Raw genomic sequence first — 25,222 nt, forward strand, 5'->3', positions numbered from 1 at the left:
GGCGGCTGGAACGTCTCCGGCAACGCCGACGGTCAGCTCACCTTCACCAGCCCCTACGGCCGCCAGGTGACCAGCACCCGCCAACCCCTGCGCCCCACCACCCGAGCCGCCGCCGCCCGCATCAGCGGCACCACCCTCACCCACGACCCCCCGGGGCCGGCCCGCGACCCACGACCCGACCACAACGGCGACCCACCCGAACCCACCGGAACCGATCCACCTTCGTGAGCGCGCTGAGGCAACCCGCCGCGGTGGAGGAGCTTCGATGCGACGACCCGGCCAGTCAACGGACGCAGGGGTGGGCTCTCACCCTCGGCGCCGAGGCACGGCGCGACTCCAGAGGCGGATCGACGAGGTCACGGCCTGCCGGTGAGCGCCGGCCGTGGTCGGGGTGGAGGTAGCGTCGCCACGGTGAGCGAGACGACCCGCCGAGCACTGCCCCCGATGCCCGACGGCCTCTGGGAGCAGCAGGCGCGCTGGTGGCAGGAGGGCTTCACCGAGGGGGCCGACGAGGAGTACGTCGAGCAGATCATGCCCCTCGCGGCCCGCTGGCTGGACGGGGCCGAGCGCGTGCTCGACGTCGGCTGCGGCGAGGGCCAGGTGGCCCGTCAGAGCGTGGCCCGCGGAGCTTGCGGCGTGGTCGGCGTCGACCCCACCCACGCCCAGATCTCCGAGGCCCACGCCCGCGGCGGTGGTCCCCGCTACGCCCGGGCCGGGGCCGACGCCCTCCCGTTCGCAGCGGGCGCCTTCGACGCCGTCGTGGCCTGCCTGGTGTTCGAGCACGTGGTCGCCGTCGACGCGGCGGTGGCCGAGGTGGCCCGGGTGCTGCGCCCCGGCGGCCGGTTCGCGTTCTTCCTCAACCACCCCCTCCTCCAGGCGCCGAGCAGCGGCTGGATCGACGACCACGTCCTCGACCCGCCCGAGCAGTACTGGCGCATCGGCCCCTACCTCCGCGAAGACCTGACCCTCGAAGAGGTCGAGCCCGGGGTCCGCATCCCCTTCGTCCATCGCCCCCTCGGCCGCTACCTCAACGCCATGGCCGCCAACGGGCTGCTGGTGCGCCACACCGACGAGCCGGCGCCGCCGGCCGGCTTCCTCGCCCGGTCGCCCGAGTACCCACAGGGGGCGGACTACCCGCGGCTGCTCGTCCTGGTGGCCCAGAAGGTCCCCGGGCTCGATCTTCTGTGAGCCACGGAGGCGTGACCGGCGACGAGACACCGGGTGCGGGTCCCGGTGACCGGGCCGCCGGCCGAAGCGATGAAGCACCGGGGGCGGACGAGGGTGACCAGGCCGCCGGCCGAGGCGATGATGCACCGGGGGCCTTTCCCGGTGGCCAGGCCGCCGGCCGAAGCGATGAGGCGCCGGGGGCGGAGGGGGATGACCGGGCCGTCGACCGAAGCGGTGAGGCGGCGGGAGTCGGTACTGGCCACCAGGTCGCCGACCTAGACGACGAAGGGCCGGCGCCCTACGTCCCCCTCTCGGCCGAGGCGCCCCTGGCCGACACCCCGATGTGGCTCAGCCACCACTGGCCCGACGGGTACGAACGGTGCGCGGTGGTGGGCGGGCGCCACGTGTGTCGCCGATGCCTGGTGATGTACCCGGTCGCCGTCGTCGTCGCGGTGCTCGCCGGGCTGGGGCCGTGGTGGCCCACGCGGTGGGACGGCTGGCTCATCGTGTTGCTGCCACTGCCCGCGGTGGTCGAGTTCGTCGCCGACAACGTGGGCCTCGTCCGCTACGCGCCGATGCGTCAGATGGCGGTCACGGCCCTCGGGGCGGTCGCCGCGGGCGCCGGCTACCTCCGCTACCTCGACCGTCCGGGCGACCCGCTCGTCTGGGGCACGGTGGTCACCTACGGGGTCATCTGTGTGGGGGCCTCGCTCATCGGGCATCGTCGGAGCAGCCTCGGAGCCTGACCGGTCAGCCTGGGGTAGCGGCGGCCGGCGGCCAGGGAGCGGTCAGCGCCGCGTGAGCGGTCGGCGGCCGGGGCGCGGTCAGCGCCGGGGGAGCGGTCAGGCGACGAAGGAGCCCATCACCCATCGGTGGCTCAGCACCAGGCTGGCGGCCACGCCCACCACGACCCCCACCAGCGGGAGGAGGCGGGAGCGCAGCCGCACGCAGCTGAAGACGAGGACCGCCGCCCACGCGCCCATCACGTAGCGCACCTGGCTGGCCACGAGGTCGGAGCTGAGGGGGATCAGGAACGCCGCCCACGCCACCACCAAGGCGGCACCCGCCGGGCCACGGAAGCCGAGGCGGATGCTGGCGACGATCAGCGCGGCGCCCACCACGCCGACGCTGGCCAGGTTCATCGTCAGCTCGAGGCTGAGGTGGGGGAGTCGCTCGACCACCTGTTGCCCGGCGACCACCACGCCGGCACCGGGAACGCTGATCGATCGGCCCCATGCCTGCTGTGCTCGTTGGAAGGCGAGCCCGTCGCCGACGGCGAGGTGCTGGACGAGGACCACGGTCGCGACGCTGGCGGCGCCGGACGCGACGTAGCCCACCGCGACGCGATCGATCCGCCGGGTGCGGAAGACCCGGGCCACGGCGAGGGCGGGGCCGACGGTGAAGCCCACGACTCGCGTGGTGCCCGCCGCCCACGCCGCGATCGCGGCCAGCAGCGGGCGGCGGCGGGCATCGGCCAGGACCGCCAGGGCGGAGGCGGTGATGAAGGCCCCCTCGCTCATGAACGCCCACAGCGCCAGCGAACCGGGCCAGAGCGCGAGCGTCACCACGGCGCGCCGAGCGACCCGCTCGTCGCTGACCGCCCGGACCGCGACGAACAGGGCCCAGAACGACGTCAGACCGGTGAGGTTGGCGACCACGAGGCCCGCCAGGTCGGTGTCCATCACCGCCGCGAAGGGGCGGGCCAAGGCCACAACACCCGGGAGGAACGCCACGTTCTGCTGGATGGTGAAGGACGGGTCGCTGAGGACGTAGCCATCGTCGAGCACGGACCGCATCCACGCCCCGTCGAACCGGAAGGTGTCCTGCACCGGATCGCCGCCCCACGCCACCACGGCGAGGAGGTGGGCGAGGCGCCACACCGCCCAGATCGCCACCGGGAACCACGTCGCCGAGGCCGCGCGACCCAGACTCAGCCTCGCCATCGCCCGACGGTAGCGTGGAGGTCGTCGCCGAGCGGGGAGGCCTGCGGCTCGCCGGGGGTGCCGGTCCCGGGGTGTGAGGCAGTCCGGGTCCACGGCCGTCGCCGCCGGTCACCGCCCGTACACTCGGGCGGTGACCGACTTCGTCGTCATCACCGGCATGTCCGGCGCCGGGCGCTCCACCGTGGCCGGCGTGCTCGAGGATCGCGGCTGGTTCGTGATCGACAACCTGCCCACCTCGCTCATGGGGAAGGTGGCCGAGCTGGCGACCGCCCCGGGCTCCTCGATCGACGAGGTCGCCCTGGCCATGGGCCCGGGGGCGATGATCGAGGACCCGGCCGCCCTCCTCGATCCGCTGCGCGAGGGCGACGGCACCCTCCGGATGGTCTTCCTCGACGCCTCCACCGACGCCCTCGTCCGCCGGTACGAGAGCACCAAGCGCCGTCACCCGATGGGAGGCGACTCCCTCGCGGCGTCGATCGAGCGGGAGCGCCACGAGGTCGACGCCCTGCGGATGCAGGCCGATCTCGTGATCGACACCTCGGAGCTCTCGGTCCACCAGCTGCGCGAACGCATCGAAGCGCTGATCGGCAGCGGGCTGCCCGGCGGCATGACCATCTCGGTGACGTCGTTCGGCTACAAGCACGGTCTGCCCTCCGACGCCGATGTCGTCTTCGACTGCCGGTTCCTGCCCAACCCGCACTGGGTCGACGACCTCCGCCCGCTCACCGGACGAGCCCCCGACGTGCGGGCCTACGCCTTCACCCACCCCGCCGCCGACCGCTTCCTCGACCAGGTCGCCGCCCTGCTCGGCCTGCTCCTCCCGGAGTACGATCAGGAGGGAAAGGCCTACCTGAGCATCGCCTTCGGCTGCACGGGGGGGCGCCACCGCTCGGTCGCGGTGGCCGAGGAGATCGCCAGCCGCCTGCGCGAGCAGGGCCGCGACCCCACCGTCACCCACCGGGACATCACCCGGTGAGACGAGCGCCGCGAGCGAACCCGGCAGAACGGGCTCTCCGACGGCGGAGCGTGCGGAGCCGGCGGCGCTCATCGGTGCATGGCGGCGGGAGCTCGGCTGGGCCTGACCACGACAAGGTGGTGCACCGATGAGCGACCGCCGCGAGGCAGACCGGCATGCCACCGGCGACGCGGCCCGCGTCGCGTGCGTGGGCGGGGGCCACGGCCTCGCCGCCACCCTGCGCGCGGTGCGCCCCTGGGCCACCACGATCACCGCCATCGTCTCGGTGGCCGACGACGGCGGGTCGAGCGGCCGGCTCCGCGACGACCTGGGAGTGCTGCCGCCCGGCGATCTCCGCCGCTGCCTCAGCGCCCTCGCCGCTCCCGACTCGGTGCTGGGCGGCGCGCTCGAGCACCGCTTCGGCGAAGGTGAGCTGAAGGAGCACGCCCTCGGCAACCTGCTCATCGCCGGACTGATCACCCACGGCGTGCCGGTGACCGACGCGCTCGACGAGGTCGGACGCCTCATCGGCGCGGTCGGACGGGTGCTGCCGGCCGCCCTGGTCCCGATGACGCTGTGCGGTGAGCGGGTGCGGGGGACGCCGCTCGAGGGCCAGGTCGAGGTGCAGCAGGCCTCAGATCTCAGCCACGTCGGGGTCAGCCCGCCCGACCCGCCCTCCCCGGCGGCGGTGGGCGACGCCGTCCTCGGCGCCGACCTGGTGGTGCTCGGCCCCGGGTCGCTCTTCACCAGCGTGCTGGCCGCCACCGTCGTGCCCGACGTCGCCGACGCGCTGGCCGCCACCCGGGCGATCCGCGTCCTGGTGCTCAACCTCGGCCCCCAGACGGGCGAGACCGAGGGCCTCTCACCTGACGAGCACGTCCGCGTCGCCCTCGCCCACGGCCTCCCCGTCGACGTGGTGCTGGCCGACCCGCGCTTCGCCCCCGACCCGGCGGCTCTGCGCGTGCCGGTGGTGATCCGCCCTGTCGGCGCGGAGGATGCGGCGGTCCACGACCCCGGGCGCCTGGGCGCCGCCCTCGCCGACCTCGTCGGCCCACCCTGAGGTCGAGCGGGCCGAGGGGGTGGGGCGGTCGGTTGGGCTCGGCTACGGTCCGGGCGTCCTGCGGTCAGAGGGTGCGCGTCGACGCACCCCGGCCTCGACCTCCACCGCGAAGGGGTTCGCCCAACCATGAGCATCCGTGTCGGCATCAACGGTTTCGGCCGCATCGGCCGCAACTTCTTCCGAGCGGTGAAGGCCTCCGGGGCCGACATCGACCTCGTCGCCGCCAACGACCTGGGGTCGCTCGAGACCATGGCCCACCTGCTCGAGAACGACTCGGTGATGGGTCGCTTCGACGGCCAGGTGAAGGCGGTCGACGGCGGCATCGAGGTCGACGGCGCCACCGTGAAGATCCTCGCCGAGCGCGACCCGGGCCAGCTGCCGTGGGGCGACCTCGGCGTCGACGTGGTCATCGAGTCAACCGGGCTGTTCACGTCCCGCGACAAGGCCGCCGCCCACTTGAACGCCGGTGCGCCGCGGGTCATCGTCTCCGCGCCGGCCAGCGACGCCGATGCCACCTTCGTCGTCGGCGTCAACGAGGACACCTTCGACCCCGGGGCCCACGAGGTCGTCTCCAACGCCTCGTGCACGACGAACTGCTTCGTGCCCATGATCAAGGTGCTCGACGACGCCTTCGGCGTGGAGAAGGGCCTGATGACCACCACCCACGCCTACACCGGTGACCAGGCGCTCGTCGACGGCCCCCACAGCGACCTCCGCCGGGCCCGCGCCGCGGCGATCAACATCATCCCCACCTCCACCGGTGCAGCTCGGGCCACGGCCCTCGTCCTCGAGTCGATGAAGGGCAAGCTCGACGGCACCTCACTCCGGGTGCCGGTGCCGACCGGGTCGATCACCGACTTCGTCGGCGTGCTGGGCCGCGACGTCACCGTCGAGGAGGTCAACGGCGCGTTCGAGGCCGCCGCCGGGGACGGCCCGCTCTCCAAGGTGCTCGTGTACTCGACGGCGCCGCTGGTCAGCTCCGACATCGTCGGCACGCCCGCGTCGTGCACGTTCGACTCCGGCCTCACCATGGCCATGGGCAACCTGGTCAAGGTGCTCGGCTGGTACGACAACGAGTGGGGCTACTCGAACCGCCTCGTCGACATCGCGCTCGTCGTCGGCGCAGCCAACCAGTAGGCCGTGGCCGCCGCCGCCGCCGTTCCGCGCCTGGAAGACCTCGAGGCCGCTGTGGGCGGCCTCACCGCGAGGCGCATCCTGGTGCGCTGCGATCTCAACGTTCCGCTGCGCGACGGTCGGATCGCCGATGACCTGCGGATCCGTGCGGCCCTGCCCACGCTGCGGTGGCTCGTCGAGCGCGGCGCCGAGGTCACCGCCTGCAGCCACCTGGGCCGCCCCCGGGGCGCGCCCGACCCGGCGTTCGCGATGGAGCCGTTGCGCGCCCGTCTGGCCGAGCTCGTTCCCGGCGTCCAGCTGCGCGAGAACCTGCGCTTCGACCCGGGGGAGACCGCCAACGACCCTGCCTTCGTGCAGACGCTCGTGGCGGGCCAGGACGGCTACGTGAACGACGCCTTCGGGGCGTCGCACCGGGCCCACGCCTCGATCGTCGGCCCGCCCCGGCACCTGCCCGCCGCCGCGGGTCGCCTCCTCGCCGAGGAGGTCGACGTGCTCCTCGGCTGCCGGGAGCACCCCCGGCGTCCCTTCGTCGGCATCCTGGGCGGGGCCAAGGTCAGCGACAAGCTCGGCGTCATCGGCGCCCTGCTCGAGGTGTGCGACAGCCTGATCATCGGCGGGGGGATGTGCTTCACGTTCCTCGCCGCCCAGGGCCACCAGGTCGGCGGCTCGCTCCTCGAGCCCGACCAGGTCGACCGGTGCCGCCAGCTGCTCGACTCGGGAGCGCCCCTGCACCTCCCGTCGGACATCACCGCCCTCGGCCCGGGCGGCGTCATCGGCGACCCCTCCGCCGGGGGTGACGTGCGCCAGTACGGCCAAGACCTCCCCGACGGCTGGATGGGCCTCGACATCGGCCCCGGCACCGCGGCCGCGTTCTCCGATGTCATCCTCGACGCCCGCCAGGTGCTGTGGAACGGACCCATGGGCGTCTTCGAGGACCCTCGCTTCGCCGCCGGCACGCGCACGGTGGCCGAGGCCGTGGCCGGGTGCCCTGGGTTCACGGTCGTCGGCGGCGGTGACAGCGCCGCCGCCGTCGCCCAGCTCGACCTGGCCGATCGCATCGATCACATCTCGACCGGCGGCGGCGCGTCGCTCGAGCTGCTCGAGCAGGGTGACCTGCCCGGCCTCGAAGCCCTGCGCGAAGGCCGCCGCCCTGACTGACCCGCCGGCCGCCCGGCCGCCGACACCGACCGCCCACGGAGGCACCCGATGGCCACCCGGATCCCGCTCATCAGCGGCAACTGGAAGATGCACCACAACCACTTCGAGGCGCTGGCCACGGTGCAGAAGCTCTCGTACCTGCTCGGCGACGATCGGAACGGCAGGGTCGAGGTGTCGATCCACGCCCCGTTCACCGACCTGCGCTCGCTCCAGACGTCGATCGAGCAGGACGACATGGACATCAGCCTCGGCGCACAGCACTGTCACTGGGAGGACAAGGGGGCGTTCACCGGCGAGGTCTCACCCGCGATGCTGGCCAAGCTGAACGTCCGCTACGTGATCGCCGGGCACTCCGAGCGGCGCGAGGTGTTCGGCGAGACCGACGAGTGGGTGAACAACAAGGTGCTGGCCATCCTCCGTCACGGGATGACGCCCATCCTCTGCTGCGGCGAGACCCTCGACGAGCGCGAGGGCGACCGCACCGAGGACAAGGTCGCGGGTCAGGTGCGCGCCGGTCTCGCCGGGGTGAGCCCCGAGCAGGTGGGGGCGCTGGTCCTCGCCTACGAGCCCATCTGGGCCATCGGCACCGGCCGCACCGCCACGGCCGACGACGCCCAGGCCACGTGCGCCCTCGTGCGCGGAACGGTGGCCGAGGTCGCCGGGGCCGAGGCCGCCGCCGCGGTCAGGGTGCAGTACGGCGGATCGGTGAAGCCGGCCAACGCGGCCGAGCTCATGGGCCAGCCCGACATCGACGGCGCGCTGGTCGGCGGGGCGTCGCTCGACGCGGACGACTTCGCCAAGATCGTGCGCGGGATCGATGCCTGAACGACAGGTGAACGGCACGTCGGCCGCGCTGCGCAGGGTGCACACCCCGTGATGGGCGTCACGTCCTGCACGGGGCGATCTGTGCATCTCTGACGCGCGCATGACACAGATGTGGCGCTTGGCGCCGGCTGACGGTGCGAAGTGCGCTGACCCCGGCCGTTCACCAGTTGGCCGAACCGGGTTTGGGTCCCCGCCACTGAGGGAATCATCGGCCACCGCTCGCCTCGACGCGCGCCACACCACATCCAGGAGGTCCGTCACGTGAGACGCCACCACAGGAGCTTCCGGCTCCTCGCCCCGTTCTTCGCCTTGATCCTGTTGCTGGCAGCGTGCGGAGGCACCGACGAGGAGGAGGAGGGTGGTCCGACGCCCGGGGGCGGGTCCGGTGAGTCCGACGAGTCGGCCACCGGCAAGCAGGAAGGTGGCACCCCGGCCACGGGGGAGGGCCTGCCCGAGGACACGTTGATCGACTACGCGACCCTGGCGGCGGCCAACCCCAACCACATCGACCCGGCCACCGCGGACACCCGCAACGGCTCGCAGGTCACCGAGCTCATCTACGACGGCCTCACCGAGGTCGACAGCGACAACGAGCTGGTGCCCGACGTCGCCGAGGAGTGGGAGAGCAACGAGGACGCCACCGAGTGGACCTTCACCCTGCGCGACGATGTCACCTTCAGCGACGGCGAGCAGGTCACCCCGACCACGTTCAAGCGGTCGTGGGAGCGGGCCCTGAACCCCGAGCTGGCGTCCTCGCTCGCCTACCACTACCTGCCCATCGAGGGGGCCACCGAGTTCTCCGAGGGCGACGCCGAGGAGATCACCGGCGTGGTCGCCGACGACGAGGCCAACACCCTCACCGTCACCTTGGCCGACCCGCTCTCGGACTGGCCGGCGGTCGTGTCCCACACCGTGTTCTCGCCCGTGCCGGAAGAGGCCTACTCGGCCACCACCGCCGATGAGATCAACGAGTGGGAGCGCGGCGTGATGATCGGCAACGGCCCCTACGCCATGGACGGCGAGTGGGAGAACAACGTGGTCATCCCGCTCACCGAGAACACCGAGTACTGGGGCGAGGCTCCCAACATCCCCAACATCGACTTCCGCATCTCCAGCGAGCTCGAGGCGGCCTACAACGCCTTCGAGGGGGGCGAGGGCGACACCGCCTACATCCCCGCCGGCAGCTTCGCCGATGCCACCGAGACCTACAACAACGCCACCGACCGCAGCTTCGGCCTCTACTACTTCGCCATCAACTACGAGGACGAGTTCTTGGGAGGCGAGGAGAACCTGGCCGTCCGCCAGGCCATCTCCATGGCCATCGACCGCGAGCGCATCAACGAGCAGGCCTACGACGGTGCCCGGGAGAGCGCCACGGGCGTGACCCCTCCGGGCATCCCCGGCTTCACCGAGGACCTCTGCGGTGAGTTCTGCACCTACGACGAGGAGGCGGCCGCCGACCTCGTCGAGGAGTGGGGCAAGGCCGACGAGATGGACCCGATCGAGCTCCAGTTCAACCTCGGCGGCGACCACGAGGACGTCGTGAACATCGTCGAGGAGAACCTCACGGCCATCGGCCTCCCCGTCGAGCAGGTCCCGCTCGACGGCGAGACCTACTTCGACGAGATGCAGGTCGAGGGCGGCTGCTCGCTGTGCCGCGCCGGATGGATCTGGGACTACCCCAGCTACTACAACGGCATGTACGCCCTGTTCAACAGCGTCGGCATCGACGGTGACAACCTGGGCCGGTTCAACGTCCCGGAGTTCGACGAGGTCGCCAACGAGGCCGCCGCCACCTCCGATGAGGACGAGCGCAACGAGCTGTGGAACGAGGCCGAGGAGATCCTCTTCGACAACATGGGCGTCATCGTCCTCAACTGGTACACCAACCAGGTGGTCTACAGTGACCGTGTCGAGGGCCTCGTCGTCAACGGCCTGCAGGCCGTCAACTACCCGGAGATGAGCTTGACCGAGGGCTGATCGCCCCGGACCGCTCGTTCCCGCTTCTCCATCGGTGGGGTCCCGCACCCAGCGGGACCCCACCGCTCGTCCAGGAGGCCACACCCTTTGCTCGGGTTCACCATCCGGCGACTCGCCCAGGCCGTTCCCGTCATCTTCTGTGCGATCAGCCTGCTGTTCTTCCTCTTCTACGTCCTGCCCGGTGACCCGGTCACGATCCTCTCAGGGGGCACCGGCCGCAACGTCCCCGAGGTGACCCGGCAGAACATCGAGCAGAAGTACGGCTTCGACAAGTCGATCCCCGAGCAGTTCGCGACCTACTGGGGCAACGTCGCCACCGGCGACCTGGGCGACTCGCTCCGCGACGACCAGCCCGTCTGGGACAAGGTCAAGCAGTTCGCCCCCAACAGCATCCGCCTGGCGTTCTGGGCCCTGGTGCTCGAGGCGTTCTTCGGCATCGGCATCGGCATGGTCTCGGCGGTCAAGCGCTACTCGGTCATCGACACGGTGACCACGTTGCTCTCGACGATCGCCATGGCCATCCCGGTGTTCGTCTCGGGCTACCTGATCATCTACGTCTTCGGCATCACCGCGTTCCAGAGGGGGTGGCCGGAGTGGATCCGCTTCCCGACGGGGAGGACACCGGAGAACTGGGCCTTCTTCTTCTTCCCGGCCGACGAGGAGAGCTTCCGCCGGCTCGTGCCGCCGGCGGTGGCCCTGGCCCTCATCCAGATCGCGGTGGTGGCCCGCATGACGCGCACGACCATGCTCGAGACCATCAACACCGACTACGTCCGCACCGCCCGGGCCAAGGGCCTCACCGAGCGCTCGGTCGTGTTCAAGCACGGCCTGCGCAACGCCCTCATCCCCGTCGTCACCCTCATCGGGCTCGACTTCGGCACCCTGATCGGCTCCGCGGTCCTCACCGAGACCGTGTTCAGCTACAACGGCCTCGGCAGCCAGATCGTCCGGGCCGCCCAGTTCCGCGATGCCCCGGTCGTGCTCGGGCTCACCCTGGTGGTGGTGATCGCCTACCTGGTGGTCAACCTCATCGTCGACCTGAGCTACGGCGTCCTCGACCCTCGCATCCGCTACGACGACTGATGGGGGCGACGCCGTGACCGCACTCAATGAGGAGCTCGTCGTCGATGTCGAGTCCGGCTCGGACCCCTCCACCGACCACTCGGTGGCCCCGGAGGCCAGCTCGTGGCGCAACATCTGGAAGCGCTTCAAGCGCAACCGCCTGGCCCTGGTGGGCCTCTTCATCATCGCCGCCCTGGTGCTGATCGCCGTCTTCGCCCCGCTGCTGGTCCGGCTCGAGTCGACCATCGGGGGCATCGCCCGCCTCGACCCCGAGATCGGCACCAGCCCCGCTCGGCTCCAACCCAGCGCCGATCACTGGTTCGGCACCGACAAGACGGGGCGCGACCTCTTCGCCCGCACCGTCTACGGCACCCGCATCTCCCTGCTCGTCGGCTTCAGCGCCGTGCTCCTGGCCACCACCGTCGGCACTGTGTTCGGTGCGCTGGCCGGGTACTTCGGCAAGTGGGCCGACACGCTCATCATGCGCTTCACCGACGTGGCCCTGGCCCTGCCCTACATCGTGCTGGCCATCGCCCTGGTGGTGGTGTTCGGCCGCAGCCTGGTCACCATCGTGCTGGTGCTCGCCTCGCTGGGCTGGATGAGCACGGCACGCATCTTCCGCTCCAGCATCATCCAGCAGAAGAACCAGGAGTACGTCGAGGCCGCGAGGTCCATCGGGTGCTCGAGCTGGCGGATCATCACCCGCCACCTGGTCCCCAACGCGATCCAGCCTGTGATCGTCTACGCGACGTTGGCCATCGGCACCGCCATCCTCTCCGAGGCCGCCCTGTCGTTCCTCGGCGTCGGCGCCCTGGAGCCCACGCCGTCGTGGGGGCTGATGATCAACCACGGCCGATCCGCCCTGCGCTCGGACCCGCACCTCTTGTTCTTCCCGGCCGCCTTCCTGGCCCTCACCATCGTGGCCTTCACCGCGGTGGGCGACGGCCTGCGCGACGCCCTCGATCCCAAGCTGAAGCGATGAGGGCCCCCATGGCTGAGGTCGACCCCGCCCCCCGCGGCACCGACGGCGAGCCCCTGCTCACGGTCGAGGACCTGCGCGTGCACTTCCACACCGATGCCGGCGTGGTGAAGGCCGTCGACGGCGTGAGCTTCGACATCCACCCGGGCGAGACCGTCGCCCTGGTCGGGGAGTCCGGTTCGGGCAAGTCGGTCACGGGGATGAGCCTCCTCGGCCTGCTGCCCAAGCCCGCGGCCCAGATCCCCACCGGCCAGATCCTGTGGCGGGGCACCGACCTCGTGCCCGCGAGCGAAGCCCAGATGCGCAAGATCCGGGGCCAGGAGATCTCGATGATCTTCCAGGACGCGATGACCTCGCTGAACCCGGTGATGACCGTCGGCAAGCAGATCGTCGAGATGATCCGCCTGCACCTCGACGTGACCCGGCGCCAGGCCCGGGCCCGTGCTGTCGAGATGCTTGACGCCGTCGGCATCCCCGAGGCGCGCAAGCGGGTCGAGATGTACCCCCATGAGTTCTCCGGCGGCATGCGCCAGCGAGCCATGATCGCCATGGCCATCGCCTGTGACCCGCAGCTGATCATCGCCGATGAGCCCACCACCGCCCTCGATGTGACCGTCCAGGCCCAGGTGCTCGAGGTGCTGGCCGACGTCCAGCAGCGCACCGGCGCGGCCATGATCCTCATCACCCACGACCTCGGTGTCGTTGCTGGTGTGGCCGACCGGGTGATGGTGATGTACGCCGGGCGCCTGGTCGAGTCGGCTGCGACCGATCCGGTCTTCTACGACGCCCGCCACCCCTACACGCTCGGGCTCATGGCCTCCCTGCCCCGCATCGACGTCGACGACGTCGTCATCGGCTCCGACGTCGATCTCCGCTCGGGCCGGCGGCTCAAGCCCATCGAGGGCCAGCCTCCCTCCCTGCTGCACCCGCCGCCGGGGTGCTCCTTCCACCCGCGGTGCGACCTGGCCGACATCGGCGGAGCGTGCACCGAGGAGGTGCCGGCGTTGCGTCGGGTCGCCATCGGACACACCGCGGCCTGCCACTTCGCCGATGACCTCGAGGCCCGGGCCGCCGCGGTGGGCACCGCCGATGCCATCGACCTCGTGCACGCCGCACCGGTCGTCGAGGGGCCGACGGCATGACCTCGACCGCTCCCGAGCCCACCACCGGCGGTGCTTTCTCGGCCGCGCCCGCAGGTGCAGTCCCGGCCGGTGCGGCCTCCGGAGCGGCGGCCCCGGTGCCGGCGGCGGGCGTCAGCCCGGGTCCCGGCCCCTCGGTCGGCGACGGGGCCCCGTTGCTGGTCGCTCGCGACCTGGTGAAGCGGTTCCCGGTGCGGTCCTCGGTGCTACGGCGCACCGTCGGACACGTCCAGGCCGTCAGCGGCGTCAGCTTCGAGCTGCGCCGAGGCGAGACATTGGGCCTGGTGGGGGAGTCCGGCTGCGGCAAGTCCACCACCGGTCGGATGTTGCTGCGGCTCATCGAGCCGACCTCGGGTGAGGTCTCCTTCGACGGCATCGACGTGCTCGCCCAGGGCACCAAGGCGATGCGCAGGCTGCGCCAGCGCATGCAGCTGGTCTTCCAGGACCCTTACGCCTCGCTCGACCCCCGCATGAAGGTGCGCGACGTCATCGGTGAGCCCCTCAAGGTCCAGGGCCTCGTGGACGCAACGGAATCTCGGGATCGGGTCGAGCAGATCATGCTCACCGTCGGCCTCAAGCCCGAGCACGCATCCCGCTATCCGCACGAGTTCTCCGGGGGGCAGCGCCAGCGGATCGGCATCGCTCGGTCACTGGTGCTCGAGCCCGAGCTCCTCGTGCTCGACGAGCCGGTGTCCGCCCTCGACGTGTCGATCCAGGCCGGCGTGGTCAACCTGCTCGGCGACCTCCAGCAGCGCCTCGGGCTCTCCTACGTGTTCATCGCCCACGACCTCTCGGTGGTGCGCCACATCTCCGACCGCGTCGCGGTGATGTACCTGGGCAAGCTGGTCGAGGTGGGCCCGACCCGCCAGATCTTCGAGCGGCCGGGCCACCCCTACACCCAGGCGCTGCTGTCGGCTGTCCCCGTGGCCGACCCCCGCGTCGAGCGCGGGCGGCGCCGCACCATCCTCGAGGGCGACGTGCCCACCCCCACGAACCCACCGTCGGGCTGCCGGTTCCGCACCCGCTGCCCGAAGGCCCAGGACATCTGCGCCACCGACGAGCCCCAGCTTGTCGACCGGGGCCAGGGCCACCCGGTGGCGTGCCACTTCGCCGAGGTCGTCGACGTCACCTCAGCCGTCGATGATGGTCGCCGGGCGGGATCTCCCCACTAGTCTTGGCGATCGGCCGACGAGCCACCGGATCCCGAGGAGCCCCTCCGTGCTGTACCTGGTCACCCCCCTCCACATGCTGGCATCGGGCATGCTGATCGTGTTGGTGCTGCTCCACAGCGGCAAGGGTGGTGGCCTCTCGGACATGTTCGGTGGCGGCATGGGGGCCTCGGCGGCGGGCTCGACGGTGATGGAGAAGAACCTGAACCGCATCACCGTGGTCATCGCCGTGGTGTGGTCGTTCACCACCGTGGCCCTCGGGATGCTCCTCACCAACACCTGACCCGGTCACTCCGCGGTCGGCCGGGCTCAGCGTCGCCCCGCTGCCAGGCGATCGGCTCGCCCAGGTACCCGGTCCCGAAGCAGATGGGCCTGAGCGCAGCCTGATCCGTGTCGCGATGCTCCCTCACCACCGCATCTCCCACGGGTTCGAGCCTAGGTCCGGTCGCCCGTCGGTGCCGTCCATCTCCATTCGGCTCCGGGGGGGTGGCGTGGTACTTTGAGCGACTGTCTCGGGCCCGCCCGGGGCGCCACGTCGGAGTGGCGGAATTGGCAGACGCGCTAGCTTGAGGGGCTAGTGCCCGAAAGGGCGTGGGGGTTCAAGTCCCCCCTCCGACACGATCTGATCGTTCGAGCTACCGGTTCCGCACGTCAGTTGATTGCATGACGTCATGACGCGGAAGGCGACGACTGTCCGACTACCGGAAGACCTGGCCGACACCGCTGAGGTCGTCGCCCGTGCCCGGGGGGTCAGCGTCAACCAGGTGCTCCTCGACGCACTTCAGGCCGAGGTCGATCGGGTCCGCCAGGACAAGGAGTTCATGACGCTGCTGCACACCCTCGCCGAGCGGGACAAGGAGATCCTCGACCGCCTGGCCGAGTGAGGTACCTGATCCTGGCCGAGGCGCTACTCGTCGCCGAGGCTGTCACCGGTATCGATGCCCGCACGCTGGCCCGTGCGTCGCGGGTCGACCTCCTGGACTCGGCGCTCCACGCTCCGCAGGCGGGGTTCGGCGACGAGGACTTCTACCCGTCGCTCGCCGAGAAGGCTGCGGTGCTCGTCCCTGATGACGAGATGACACGCCGGCTGTGATGGAGGGGAGACCTCGCGGCTCTGGACGGGTATCTCGTCGGTAGTCCTGCCTCCGACACCGGCGCGCCCGACGGTTGGATCAGTCCCGGCTCCCGAGGACGTGCACGATCGCTCCGATGTCGATCAGCTCGGGGCGTTCGCCGAGCTCGAGCTCGAGGTCTTCGATGGCTGCCCAGTTGTGGTCGGTCTTCAGCTCGTTGGGGAGGAGGTCGTTCAGGACTCGCACGCCTGCCCGGCGGCTGACTGTGATCCCCGCATCCTGGAGCCACTCTTCGACGACGACGCGACGAAGTCGCATGGACTCGCCGCATGGTCCCGGGAGCCGCCCGATGGCGGGAAGGCGCACCAGCCGGAGTCCTTCTGTGAGGTCGTGGGTCATCACGACGTGGCGAAGGGCGACGGAGGCGGCGTTCCCGAACGACAGCGAGAGCGAGCCTCCCGGGCCGACACATGCGGCCAGTTCGCGGATCGAACGTCGGGGATCAGCGGTGTAGTCGATGACGTTGTGACCGATGACGAGGTCGTGCGTGCCGAGGTCGCGGAGCCCGGTGTCGAGGTCTCTGTGCACGAACCGGGCGGGCACCTTCGACGCAGACAACCGCGCCTGCGCTTCGTCGAGCATCGCGTGCGATCGATCGACACAGGTCACCTTGTCGGTCTTCGCTGCGAGCGCGGCGGTCATGTCCCCGAGGCCACAACCAACGTCGAGGACGCTGCGCACGGAACCCGTTCCGATCCATGAGACCAGCCGGCGTCTCAGCAGTGACGATTGGAGGCGTCCCCATGGCGTGGCCAGCCGGCGCACCCAGGCTTCGGCGTCGCCTTCGGTCTTGGCTGACGAACCCACTCCAAGGATCCTGGCAGCGACTGCAGCGGCGAGCAAGCTTCGGCGCCGACCGAGGCCTCGACGAGGCCGGGCTGACCGAGACCGCGCGCTGACCGTGTCGCCGCTCAGCCCTGTCAGTGGAGCGCCCCGGTACCTTGAGGCCGTGGCGCTGCGTCAAGAGGATCTCAGCGCAGAACAGTTGGAGCACCAGCGGGCGCGCGATCGATCCTGGGCCCAGGCGCAGCGGGATCTCGCGGATCCCGAGCTCCGCAGGTACCTCGAGGAATCGATTCGCGGGCTCGATGCGAAGCGGCCGGCTCCGTTGCTCACTCGTGAGGAGTTCCTGGCGCAGACCACGGTCTCCGACGAGTAGCGGCCCCTTGGGGACGTCGAGGAGATCCACCGCTGGATCGAGCGGGAGTCCCCTTCGATCGCCGCACAGCGAGTCGCCCGCCACTTCCTAGCTGAGGTCAGCGACGAGGCGTGGCGGTCTCCGGGCGTGCCGATCGCGGAGGAACAACCACGCCGGCAGGTAGGGGCTGTCGGCGACGAAGTCAACGAACCGGCCGATCTGCTCGCTGGACAGGACGGCGTGCCGGCCTCGTCGGGTCGAGCCCTGGGGCGGCGGAGTGACGGCGTCGGCGACGTTGCGGGCCAAGACGACTACTTCCACACCCACCACGCGCCCCGGCGCGCAGCGGCGCACGTCGAGCGGACCCTCGGTCGCGGACGCCCAAGTGGACGGGTTCGTGGACGTGACGAACGTGCCCTTGTGCGGTGAGAGTCGGAGCCGATCTGCGGGATCGCTCCGTCCCGTTCGGTGTCACACCGTCCGGGTACCGTCGAGTCGTCGGCTCCACCTCATCATTCGGGGTGGCGGTGATCTCCTACGGGGTGAAGCCAGGTCCTCGGGCAGCGATCGGACCGACGAGCCGCCCCAGCATCCACAGCATCTGCGGCGTCTTGCTCCGACTCGCGGCATCGCCGACCGACCTTGCTGGCGCCGGTACGGTCGTGGCCGTGAGGAAGGTGGACCGCTCGCCGTGAGACGCCCTATCATCGAACGCATGTTCGAGTCAGGCGGCCGTCATGACCTGGGCCCGACAGCTCACCCTCCTCGGGGACCCCGTGTCCCTCGCTGAGATCGCTCCCGATCCGGGAGCGGACTACGGCGAGATCTTCACCCGACGCTGGATCGTCGACCTCATCCTCGACCTCGTCGGCTACACCGCGGATCGTGACCTCGGGACCGAGGTCCTGATCGAACCCTCGTGCGGGACGGGGGCCTTCCTCGGTCCGATCGTCGAGCGGCTCATCGAGTCGGCCGCCGCCCACGGCCGTGACCTTCGCACGCTCGGGCCGGCGATCCGGGCCTTCGATCTCCTCGACGCCAACGCCGAACGGGCCCGCAAGACCGTCGCCCACCAGCTGAGCGCCGGGGGCCTGGCCGAGGATCAAGCCGAGACCCTCGCGGCCGAGTGGGTCTCCAGCGGTGACTTCCTCCTCCACCCTCACGATCTGGCCAGCGCCGACTACGTCGTCGGCAACCCCCCGTACATCCGGCTGGAGAACGTCCCCCGGCCGATCATGGACGCCTACCGCCGCACGTGCCCGACCATGCGAGGCCGGGCCGACATCTACGTCGGGTTCATCGAGCGCGGCCTGGAGATGCTCAAGCCGGGCGGGGCGCTCTCGTTCATCTGCGCCGATCGGTGGATGCGCAACCAGTACGGCGCCGATCTCCGCGAGGTCATCACCGACCGCTTCGCGGTCGACGCGGTCATCGCCATGCACGATGTGGACGCCTTCGAGGACGAGGTGTCCGCCTATCCGGCCGTCGTCGTCCTTCGCAACCAAGAGCAGAAGCGCGCGGCAGTCGTCGAGGCCAACGGCACCTTCGGTGCCCCCGACGCCGAGCGTCTCTCGACCTGGGTCCGCCGAGGACGCCGACGGAACCAGTCGACCGACGGCTACGAGGCCACCCGCGTCGACGGATGGTTCTCCGGGCGCGACCTCTGGCCCGCCGGATCGCCCTCGCAGCTGGCGCTCATCGCGGATCTCGAGAAGCGGTTCCCGCCCTTGGAGGACGCTCGGACCGGAACCCGGGTCGGCATCGGGGTGGCCACCGGTTGCGACGAGGTGTTCATCACCCGCGATCCCCACCTGGTCGAGGCCGACCGGCTTCTCCCGCTGCTCCAAGCGCCGGACACGACCGGCGGCGCGGTCGACTGGTCCGGGACCTACCTGGTCAACCCGTGGGACGACCAAGGCCTGGTGGACCTCGACCGCTACCCCCGCATGGCCGCGTACCTGAACGCCCACCGGACGCGACTTGAGGGCCGCCACATCGCCCGCCAGCGGCCGGCAACCTGGTACCGCACCATCGACCGGGTCCACGAGGGCCTGACCGGCCGTCCGAAGCTGGTGCTGCCGGACATGAAGGCCGCTGCCCACCCCGTCCTCGACGACGGCGGCTACTACCCGCACCACAACCTGTACTACGTGGTCTCCGACGCGTGGGACCCGGAGGTTCTGGGTGGCCTGCTGCTCTCCGACATCGCCAACCTCTTCGTCGGCGCCTACTGCGTCCGGATGCGGGGCGGCACCTACCGCTTCCAGGCCCAGTACCTCCGCCGCATTCGCGTGCCCGACCCGCGTTCGGTCAGCCGACGGTCGGCCCGATCACTCGCCAGGGCATTCGAGTCGCGTGATCACGAGCGCGCGACGGCGGCCGCAGCAGAGGCCTACGGACTTCCCGGGCTACGACTTCCCTGAGGGTGGCGCGTCCCAATCGATGTCGGGGTTCGTGGCCATGAACTGCAAGCACCGACCGTGGATCGCGGCGGCGAACGCCTGGAAGGACAGGGTGTCCGACGGGAACCGGACCTCCCCGGTGACCTTGTCGCCCATGGCCAGGCAGGCTGCGTCGAGCAGCCGCTCACGCACCATGCGCTCGAAGAAGATCTCGTAGCGGTCGGCATAGCTCGAGGCATCGAAGGTCGGATCGGGTGGCCACACGGCACCCTGGGGCTTCACCGGCACCGTGAAGGCGTCGTTGTCCTCGAGGAGCATGAAGTACCCAAGCCACGGCCGAAGCGGAGTGTCGATGATGCCGCGCTCGACCGCGGTCCAGATGTCGACGGCCTGGCCGAGCGCCTCGTCGGTCCTGTTGTTGAAGTTCTTTCCCGGGTCCTTCGGCCCCATCGACTTCAGCTCGATGATGCCGGCGACGCGATCGGCCACCATCACGACCACGTCCCAGCTCTTGCTGCGTCGGAAGTAGCCGGCCACAGGCCGCTTCCTGACGCTGAGGAGGTGGGCCGGGATGCCGGCGTCGATGAACACCCGGACGAGCAGCGCATGCAGCGCGTCGAAGTGGCGACCACCGGTGACCTCGGCGCGCAGACCCGGGTTCAGGACGCCAGCTTGGGCTTGCGATCGCTCGGCCTGACTCCGCCGTACGTCCCAGTAGTCGCCTACCGCAGCGGCGACCACGCTGCCGTAGTCGGGAAGAGGGTTCGTCATGCGCGACTCGGCACGAACAGGAGTTCGAGTACCCTTGCTGCCGGCACCGAGTTCCGTCGGCGCCGTGACCCATCGAAAGGCACCCGTGGCCTACAACTCCAGCAACCCATCAGACCCTGACGTCTACCACGAGAAGGACTCCTGCCCCTCGGGGCAGCAGATCCCGGCGAAGAACCGGGTATCGGGCAAGGGCTCGGGCAATCGAGCATGTGAGCGCTGCGCCGTCTAAGAACCGGGCCCCTGTCGCCAGTGACATGTGAAGTGCAGGCCAGACCAATGTCCGAGCGGAGGCCCGGAAGACCGCAGTCTTACAAGTCATGATCGAGCCGCCGGCCCGCCGCCGGCTCGGCCGATGTACGCAGCGTGGCAAAGGGGCTGAGGGTCCCCCACCTGCGACGTGGCTGGGCCTAGCGTGATCAAGGTGGCCAACGGTGTGAAGATCCCGATCTCGCCTGGCGTGAAGTTCGGCTTCGACAGCGTCCCCGGGTTGGCCTGCGTCGAGGCGGCGAGGGCTTCCGGCATCGACAAGATGCTCGAGAAGTGCGCCGCGTTGAACTCGATGGACTTCGGCAAGACCACGGCGTCGAAGATGTTCCAGTTCAAGGTGACCGAACTGGGGGTCGACTTCAGCAACGTGGTCGGTGTGCAGGGGATGTCGGCGATCGTGACCGAGTCGGCCGCCACGTTGATCGCGGACAGCCACACAGGGCCTTGGGCCGCAGACGTGTTGGGCGACTTCACTGCGACGGCACCCGGGTGCCACGCGCTTCAGGCCTGGGCGGTCAACAACGGTGTTGGCCTGGGCGCAAGCGATGCCTGGAAGGACCTCACCGCCACCACGGTCGGACCCCAGGCATGGGTGGGCAGCGATCCCTTCGCGGCAGCGAAGGAGGCCCTGAGGCCGTTCGCTGAGCAGATGGGGAACCGTAGCGAGATCGGCTGGCGTCTCTCCGCGATGGTTGGGACGGAGGCCGGTCGCACCGCCACCGACGGCCTTGGGATGAAGGTCGTCCAGGCCGCCCGAGAGGCGGGGTTGCTCGAATTTGCCGAGTCGGCCGCCTCACGGCTGTTCTCGGGTGGCGGCCACCAGGCCCCATGGGCGGCTATGTGGGAGCAGCTCAGCGTCTCCGACTGGGAAGCCGCGGTCGAGCAGTCCGTTGGACTCGACCTGGGGGGTGAGATCTGGCTCCGAGCGATGGGTGTCGCACGGCAGTGCGGTGACCTCACGGCACCGCAGAAGTTGACGGTGCTTTCGCTCGGCCTCGCGGCCTTGGCCTTCGTTGTCGGCCCCCTCGGCGAGCCTCGACTTGCACAGGTGCTGGGTGTAGCGAGCTTCATAGCGGGCGCCATGGCGTTGGTCGCAGACCTCGATGACTCAGCGCATCGCAGGGACTAGAGCGAGAGACGCTCCGCTCGTCGAGACTGGCGTTGAGCCGATAGACGATCCGCTATAGGTTTGCGGCATGGCCAGACGCGCAGGTGACACGATCCGCGAGGCACGGCGGTTGTCGCGGATGTCGCAGTCGGAGCTGGCCCGCCGGGCCGGCGTGTCGCAGCCGGTCATCAGTGCCTACGAGCGGGGTCATCGCGAACCGGGCCTGGCGACGCTCTCCAAGCTGGTCGAGGCCACGGGCCACCACCTGCGGGTCGACGTGGTTCGCAAGGCCGACGCAGGCCGTGGGTTGCCCGACACGCCGATGGGGCGACGGCTGCGCCGCCACCGGCGGGCCCTGACGACGACCGCCGAACGGCGAGGAGCAACCAACCTGCGCGTGTTCGGCAGCGTGGCGCGCGGCGACGACACCGAGGACAGTGACATCGACCTGCTCGTGGATCTTTCGCCGGACGTCGGTCTGGTGGGTCTGGCCGGCCTCGAGCGTGAGCTGGCGGGGCTGCTCGGCCGGCCCGTCGACATCGTTCCCGCATCGAGTCTCAAGTCGGGCATCGAGCCCCAGGTGCTCGCCGAGGCGATCCCGCTGTGAGGAGTGACCGCCAACGCCTCGAGGACGTCATCGCCGCCACAAACGCCATCACGTCGCACCTGAGTCGGGGGACGATCGACGACGAGCTCGTGTTCGACGCCGTCCGGGTCCGACTGATCGAGATCGGCGAGGCCATCAAGGACATCGACGGCGAGCTGCTCGCCCGCGAGGTCGACGTCCCCTGGCAGGACATCGCTCGCATGCGCGACCACCTCACCCATCGCTACTTCGACACGGCCCACAGCGTGGTGGCCGCCACCGTCGACAACGACCTCCCGCCGTTGGCAGCCGCCGTCCGTCGACTCATCGACGGGTTGACCGACGAGGGCGGTCCGCCCTGAGGGGCGACCGGAGGACGGCCCATCGTGTCGGAGGCAGGAGTCTTGCGGGACGAGCGTCGCTTGTCATCAATTTGTCAGCACTTCTCTGGAAAACGGGCCGATACGGGCCGGTACGGGGCAACATCTGATGACACGGTGATGACAAGGAAACCGGCTCTGACCTGCACCAACGGGGACAGGACGATACGGGTGATGACATCTCAGCCGGGAGTTCAAGTCCCCCCTCCGACACCCGAGTTGAACCCCCACGGGAGCCGGAAGCCGCTGGTCACAGTTCCGAGCCACCGTGGGGGTTCGTGTCGGATCCGTCCCTTCAACCCGGCTTCAGCTCGGTGCGCGACCAGCGATCTTCTGGAGTAGGTCGAGTCCGCTCCGTCCGGCCGGGTCCGCCGGCGCCGAGGGAGGACCGGTGGCGACCTGCGTTCGCAGGCGAAGGACTCCACGGTGACGCCCAGCAGCAACGCCCGACTGCGACGATCGTCGGGTTGGAGGACGCACGAGCCCCGAGGAGCTCGCCGAGCAGTTGGTCGCGGTGGTGGCCGCGCCGCGCTGCCGCTTCGGCGGTCGCGACCCTGCTGCGTCGCTTCGGAGTCCTGGACTCATCCGCCGGGAGCTGGAAGTCCTGGCCGCGCTCGCCCGCGGACTCGAACTGTGACGTGGTCGAGGAGCTCTACATCAGCCCCAAGACGGTGATGCACTACGCGGCCAGGATCTACCAGAAGCTGCGCGGGTGCGGAACCGGGCCGTGGCGGTGGCCCTGGCCCACCGCACGGGCCTCCTGGATCCGCCTGCCTGATGAGGGCTCCGTTGTGGACCGACGGCATTTGTATTACGATAATGGTGTGTGGAGATCCACCGCTCGGCGCGCAAGCACGGCATCACCGACGCAGCCATCGAGCACGCCGTTGGTCATGCCATCGTCGTGGTCGACCTTGAACCTGATGCTGACCCACCCCGAGTGCTGGCGATCGGTCCTGACGGAGCCGGCAACCTGTTGGAGATCATCTGGTTGGAGCTCCCAGGGAGGTCCCCGATAGTGATCCATGCCATGGCCCTCCGCCGCATCTTCCACGACCTGCTCCCGAACGGGGAGGACGACCTATGACGACCCCGAAGACCTACACGACCGCGACCGGCCGGGAGCTGACCGGCGACGACCTCGACGCCATCGCCGAGGAGGTCGAACAGGTCGCTTACGACGTCGAGCAGCTGAAGTCGCGCCGTCGAGGACGTCCACGGATGGGCTCGGCGCCGGCCGAGGTGGTGCCGGTGCGCCTCGATCCCGAGCTCAAGAGCGCGATGGACGCTCGCGCCGAGGCCGAGCATCTCTCCACCAGCGAGATCATCCGCCGAGCACTGCGCCGCTACCTCGACGTCGCCTAGTTCACGCCGCGGACCAGCGTAGGTCCCGCGCCCGAGCGAACATGGGTGGACCGCCGGGGTCCACGGCCCGGCCGGCCGACGAACGGTGTCGCACACCCGGACCACGCCAGCAGTTGCGTTGCCCCCCGCCAGCGGGCTCCTTGTCGGGGTCCATGCCCGCCGTGCTCGCGGCCGAGATCGAGACCACGAGCTACAGCGTCAACGCCGATGACCTGCGCAGGCTCCGTGTAGGTAGTGGTTCGTTCGGTCCTCCGACACCACGTGACCAGCACGAAAGTGCTGGTCACGGCTAGTCTCGCACCACTTGCGTCCGTACTCCCGACGGGCTGCGATCATGGCGTTCCGGGTGTCCTCGGACACCGCGTGCCACAGGGCGTCACGCTCGCGCAGCAGGTCCTGGAGGTCGTGCCAGCGGATCCTCACGAACTGGGTTCGAGGCCGTTGTTTCGCCGCGGGGCGCAGGCGGGTCAGCCAGTCCGGCTCGTCGATGTCGCTCATGGTGGGAGGCTACGACGAGGTCGCCGCCCGGGCGCTGACCGGGGCCGTTCGTGTCGATCATGACGGGATCCCGAAGAGCGCAGCCACCGCATCGGCGGCGGCGGGGGCGTGGACCTCGAGGGCGGTGCCCCGGTCGTCGACGGTGAGCGCGAACCCGAAGAACGCACAGCACTGCTGCTCGGCTGCAGCCAGGGCCGCCGTCTCACCGACCGGTGCATCGGGGGCGAGGGTGAGGCGGAGGCCGCCGTCGGGCAAGGGGTCGCGGGCGGTGACGAAGGTGAGGAGCCGCTGCCACTCGTCGATCCGTCCGTCCATGTCGGTCGCACCGAGGGTGCAGGCGATGCCCGGGTCGCGATCGGCGGCGGCCGTCGTGGAGTCGACGGGATCGGGCGCGTCAGGGGCGACGGTCGCACAGCCACAGCCCTCGTCGCACGGACCGTCGGGGGTGTGCGCCCCGAGGGTGACCGATGCCCGCTGCAGCTGGGCGATGAAGGCGGTGAGCTCGGCGACCCTCCGCTGAGCATCGCCGATCTTGGTGGCCGCCAGGTGGCGGAGGCGTTCCTGGACGGGGGCGCAGCTGCGGTCGTCCCACAGCCCGACGAGGTCGGTGATCTCGGGGAGGGTGCAGCCGAGCTGCTTGGCCCGAGCGATGAACGCCAGGCGCTCCAGCGCGTGCTCGTCGTAGGCGCGGTAGCCACCGGGCGTGCGGTCCGGCTCCGGCAGCACGCCGATCTGCTCGTAGTAGCGGAGCGTGCTGGGGGGGAACCCGCTGCGCGCGGCGACCTCGGCGATCCGGTAGGTCGGGTCCACGACCGCGACGCTACGGCTTCGATCCGACTCGAAGGTCAAGTCCCTCCGCCTGGCACCGTGATCAGAGGGGTCGGGGGGCGTACATGATCACCGCGACCCCGGCGAGGCACATGCCGGCTCCGAGGAGGTCGAAGCGATCCGGCCGGAACCCGTCGGCGACCGCACCCCAGGCCAGGGACCCCGCGACGAAGAT

General features: G+C 70.4%; 30 protein-coding genes, 1 tRNA gene and 3 pseudogenes. 26 read left to right on the forward strand and 8 right to left on the reverse strand.

The window, feature by feature from the left end; all coding sequences use genetic code 11:
• The 3 genes from VNL12_RS13280 to VNL12_RS13290 form a co-directional block, all read left to right on the forward strand.
• A partial coding sequence (locus VNL12_RS13280) for a hypothetical protein (RefSeq protein WP_325595330.1) occupies positions 1-228 on the forward strand: 228 nt, incomplete at its 5' end.
• A 183-nt stretch (positions 229-411) separates the two neighbouring features.
• Positions 412-1,188, forward strand: coding sequence for a class I SAM-dependent methyltransferase (locus VNL12_RS13285; RefSeq protein WP_325595332.1), 777 nt, complete (start codon positions 412-414; stop codon positions 1,186-1,188).
• 11 nt (positions 1,189-1,199) lie between these two features.
• On the forward strand, positions 1,200-1,913 hold the full coding sequence (locus VNL12_RS13290; protein WP_325595334.1) for a hypothetical protein: 714 nt from the start codon (positions 1,200-1,202) through the stop codon (positions 1,911-1,913).
• A 96-nt stretch (positions 1,914-2,009) separates the two neighbouring features.
• On the opposite strand, the gene VNL12_RS13295 is transcribed toward VNL12_RS13290, so the two are convergent.
• The gene (locus VNL12_RS13295) at positions 2,010-3,110 is read right to left on the reverse strand and encodes a hypothetical protein (RefSeq protein WP_325595336.1); all 1,101 of its coding nucleotides are present in this window, start codon (positions 3,108-3,110) and stop codon (positions 2,010-2,012) included.
• A 130-nt stretch (positions 3,111-3,240) separates the two neighbouring features.
• Between VNL12_RS13295 and rapZ the strand changes: the two genes are divergently transcribed.
• The 15 genes and pseudogenes from rapZ to VNL12_RS13365 all read left to right on the forward strand — a co-directional run bounded on the left by rapZ (position 3,241) and on the right by VNL12_RS13365 (position 15,664).
• On the forward strand, positions 3,241-4,086 hold the full coding sequence (rapZ, locus tag VNL12_RS13300; RefSeq protein ID WP_325595338.1) for an RNase adapter RapZ: 846 nt from the start codon (positions 3,241-3,243) through the stop codon (positions 4,084-4,086).
• A 127-nt stretch (positions 4,087-4,213) separates the two neighbouring features.
• A complete protein-coding gene (locus VNL12_RS13305) occupies positions 4,214-5,125 on the forward strand; it encodes a gluconeogenesis factor YvcK family protein (protein WP_325595340.1) in 912 nt (303 codons plus the stop codon).
• Positions 5,126-5,251: 126 nt separating this feature from the next.
• A complete protein-coding gene (gene gap / locus VNL12_RS13310; protein ID WP_325595342.1) occupies positions 5,252-6,262 on the forward strand; it encodes a type I glyceraldehyde-3-phosphate dehydrogenase in 1,011 nt (336 codons plus the stop codon).
• A gap of 30 nt (positions 6,263-6,292) precedes the next feature.
• On the forward strand, positions 6,293-7,417 hold the full coding sequence (locus tag VNL12_RS13315) for a phosphoglycerate kinase (protein ID WP_349257854.1): 1,125 nt from the start codon (positions 6,293-6,295) through the stop codon (positions 7,415-7,417).
• A 48-nt stretch (positions 7,418-7,465) separates the two neighbouring features.
• Positions 7,466-8,242: a triose-phosphate isomerase gene (gene tpiA, locus VNL12_RS13320; RefSeq protein ID WP_325595346.1), complete on the forward strand. Its 777-nt coding sequence runs from the start codon at positions 7,466-7,468 to the stop codon at positions 8,240-8,242.
• A gap of 261 nt (positions 8,243-8,503) precedes the next feature.
• Positions 8,504-10,222, forward strand: a complete 1,719-nt coding sequence (locus VNL12_RS13325; RefSeq protein WP_325595348.1) for an ABC transporter substrate-binding protein — start codon at positions 8,504-8,506, stop codon at positions 10,220-10,222.
• A gap of 87 nt (positions 10,223-10,309) precedes the next feature.
• A complete protein-coding gene (locus tag VNL12_RS13330; protein WP_325595350.1) occupies positions 10,310-11,305 on the forward strand; it encodes an ABC transporter permease in 996 nt (331 codons plus the stop codon).
• Positions 11,306-11,318: 13 nt separating this feature from the next.
• Complete coding sequence (locus VNL12_RS13335; RefSeq protein WP_325595352.1) at positions 11,319-12,266, forward strand: ABC transporter permease; 948 nt, start codon at positions 11,319-11,321, stop codon at positions 12,264-12,266.
• Positions 12,267-12,388: 122 nt separating this feature from the next.
• Positions 12,389-12,802, forward strand: a pseudogene (locus VNL12_RS21250) (ATP-binding cassette domain-containing protein); the annotation flags it as partial.
• A 192-nt stretch (positions 12,803-12,994) separates the two neighbouring features.
• The gene (locus tag VNL12_RS21255) at positions 12,995-13,405 is read left to right on the forward strand and encodes an oligopeptide/dipeptide ABC transporter ATP-binding protein (protein WP_414654892.1); all 411 of its coding nucleotides are present in this window, start codon (positions 12,995-12,997) and stop codon (positions 13,403-13,405) included.
• Positions 13,402-14,574 carry a dipeptide ABC transporter ATP-binding protein gene (locus tag VNL12_RS13345; RefSeq protein ID WP_325595356.1) on the forward strand — a complete coding sequence of 391 codons (1,173 nt, stop codon included), beginning with the start codon at positions 13,402-13,404 and terminating at the stop codon, positions 14,572-14,574. Before VNL12_RS21255 ends, VNL12_RS13345 begins: the two co-directional genes overlap by 4 nt.
• Before the next feature lie 46 nt (positions 14,575-14,620).
• Entirely contained in the window at positions 14,621-14,854 is a 234-nt protein-coding gene (gene secG, locus VNL12_RS13350; protein ID WP_325595358.1) for a preprotein translocase subunit SecG, read from the forward strand.
• Between the two features lie 251 nt (positions 14,855-15,105).
• Positions 15,106-15,189 (forward strand) — tRNA-Leu (locus VNL12_RS13355).
• Between the two features lie 53 nt (positions 15,190-15,242).
• Complete coding sequence (locus VNL12_RS13360; protein WP_325595360.1) at positions 15,243-15,455, forward strand: hypothetical protein; 213 nt, start codon at positions 15,243-15,245, stop codon at positions 15,453-15,455.
• The gene (locus VNL12_RS13365; protein ID WP_325595361.1) at positions 15,452-15,664 is read left to right on the forward strand and encodes a hypothetical protein; all 213 of its coding nucleotides are present in this window, start codon (positions 15,452-15,454) and stop codon (positions 15,662-15,664) included. Before VNL12_RS13360 ends, VNL12_RS13365 begins: the two co-directional genes overlap by 4 nt.
• 79 nt (positions 15,665-15,743) lie before the next feature.
• On the opposite strand, the gene VNL12_RS13370 is transcribed toward VNL12_RS13365, so the two are convergent.
• The gene (locus VNL12_RS13370) at positions 15,744-16,511 is read right to left on the reverse strand and encodes a methyltransferase domain-containing protein (protein ID WP_325595362.1); all 768 of its coding nucleotides are present in this window, start codon (positions 16,509-16,511) and stop codon (positions 15,744-15,746) included.
• Positions 16,512-16,653: 142 nt separating this feature from the next.
• On the opposite strand from VNL12_RS13370, the gene VNL12_RS13375 reads away from it, so the two are divergent.
• Positions 16,654-16,863: a hypothetical protein gene (locus tag VNL12_RS13375; protein ID WP_325595364.1), complete on the forward strand. Its 210-nt coding sequence runs from the start codon at positions 16,654-16,656 to the stop codon at positions 16,861-16,863.
• 87 nt (positions 16,864-16,950) lie between these two features.
• Here the strand turns inward: VNL12_RS13375 and VNL12_RS13380 are convergent, their stop codons facing one another.
• The gene (locus VNL12_RS13380; protein WP_325595366.1) at positions 16,951-17,196 is read right to left on the reverse strand and encodes a hypothetical protein; all 246 of its coding nucleotides are present in this window, start codon (positions 17,194-17,196) and stop codon (positions 16,951-16,953) included.
• 383 nt (positions 17,197-17,579) lie between these two features.
• Here VNL12_RS13380 and VNL12_RS13385 point away from each other — a divergent pair, with 383 nt between their 5' ends.
• On the forward strand, positions 17,580-19,265 hold the full coding sequence (locus VNL12_RS13385; RefSeq protein ID WP_325595368.1) for an Eco57I restriction-modification methylase domain-containing protein: 1,686 nt from the start codon (positions 17,580-17,582) through the stop codon (positions 19,263-19,265).
• Here the strand turns inward: VNL12_RS13385 and VNL12_RS13390 are convergent.
• On the reverse strand, positions 19,251-20,015 hold the full coding sequence (locus VNL12_RS13390) for a PaeR7I family type II restriction endonuclease (RefSeq protein ID WP_325595370.1): 765 nt from the start codon (positions 20,013-20,015) through the stop codon (positions 19,251-19,253). The genes VNL12_RS13385 and VNL12_RS13390 overlap by 15 nt on opposite strands.
• Positions 20,016-20,079: 64 nt before the next feature.
• Here VNL12_RS13390 and VNL12_RS13395 point away from each other — a divergent pair, with 64 nt between their 5' ends.
• The 6 genes from VNL12_RS13395 (at position 20,080) to VNL12_RS13420 (ending at position 23,721) form a co-directional block, all read left to right on the forward strand.
• The gene (locus VNL12_RS13395; protein WP_325595372.1) at positions 20,080-20,244 is read left to right on the forward strand and encodes a hypothetical protein; all 165 of its coding nucleotides are present in this window, start codon (positions 20,080-20,082) and stop codon (positions 20,242-20,244) included.
• Positions 20,245-20,436: 192 nt separating this feature from the next.
• Positions 20,437-21,411 (forward strand): hypothetical protein, encoded by a 975-nt coding sequence (locus VNL12_RS13400; protein ID WP_325595374.1) that lies wholly within the window; start codon positions 20,437-20,439, stop codon positions 21,409-21,411.
• A gap of 67 nt (positions 21,412-21,478) precedes the next feature.
• Positions 21,479-21,997: a helix-turn-helix domain-containing protein gene (locus tag VNL12_RS13405; protein ID WP_325595376.1), complete on the forward strand. Its 519-nt coding sequence runs from the start codon at positions 21,479-21,481 to the stop codon at positions 21,995-21,997.
• Positions 21,994-22,338, forward strand: coding sequence for a DUF86 domain-containing protein (locus tag VNL12_RS13410; protein WP_325595378.1), 345 nt, complete (start codon positions 21,994-21,996; stop codon positions 22,336-22,338). The genes VNL12_RS13405 and VNL12_RS13410 overlap by 4 nt, the downstream gene beginning before the upstream one ends.
• 844 nt (positions 22,339-23,182) lie before the next feature.
• On the forward strand, positions 23,183-23,443 hold the full coding sequence (locus VNL12_RS13415; protein WP_325595380.1) for a hypothetical protein: 261 nt from the start codon (positions 23,183-23,185) through the stop codon (positions 23,441-23,443).
• Complete coding sequence (locus VNL12_RS13420) at positions 23,440-23,721, forward strand: ribbon-helix-helix domain-containing protein (RefSeq protein ID WP_325595382.1); 282 nt, start codon at positions 23,440-23,442, stop codon at positions 23,719-23,721. The genes VNL12_RS13415 and VNL12_RS13420 overlap by 4 nt, the downstream gene beginning before the upstream one ends.
• Before the next feature lie 45 nt (positions 23,722-23,766).
• Here VNL12_RS13420 and VNL12_RS20950 read toward each other — a convergent pair.
• The 4 genes and pseudogenes from VNL12_RS20950 to VNL12_RS20955 form a co-directional block, all read right to left on the reverse strand.
• Positions 23,767-23,853 (reverse strand): annotated as a pseudogene (locus tag VNL12_RS20950) (aminoglycoside phosphotransferase family protein); the annotation flags it as partial.
• Between the two features lie 66 nt (positions 23,854-23,919).
• Positions 23,920-24,219 (reverse strand): hypothetical protein, encoded by a 300-nt coding sequence (locus tag VNL12_RS13425; protein WP_325595384.1) that lies wholly within the window; start codon positions 24,217-24,219, stop codon positions 23,920-23,922.
• 57 nt (positions 24,220-24,276) lie between these two features.
• On the reverse strand, positions 24,277-25,029 hold the full coding sequence (locus VNL12_RS13430; protein WP_325595386.1) for a MerR family transcriptional regulator: 753 nt from the start codon (positions 25,027-25,029) through the stop codon (positions 24,277-24,279).
• Positions 25,030-25,090: 61 nt separating this feature from the next.
• Positions 25,091-25,222, reverse strand: a pseudogene (locus VNL12_RS20955) (hypothetical protein); the annotation flags it as partial.

The organism is Iamia sp. (assembly GCF_035575815.1).
Classification (GTDB): Bacteria; Actinomycetota; Acidimicrobiia; order Acidimicrobiales; family Iamiaceae; genus Iamia.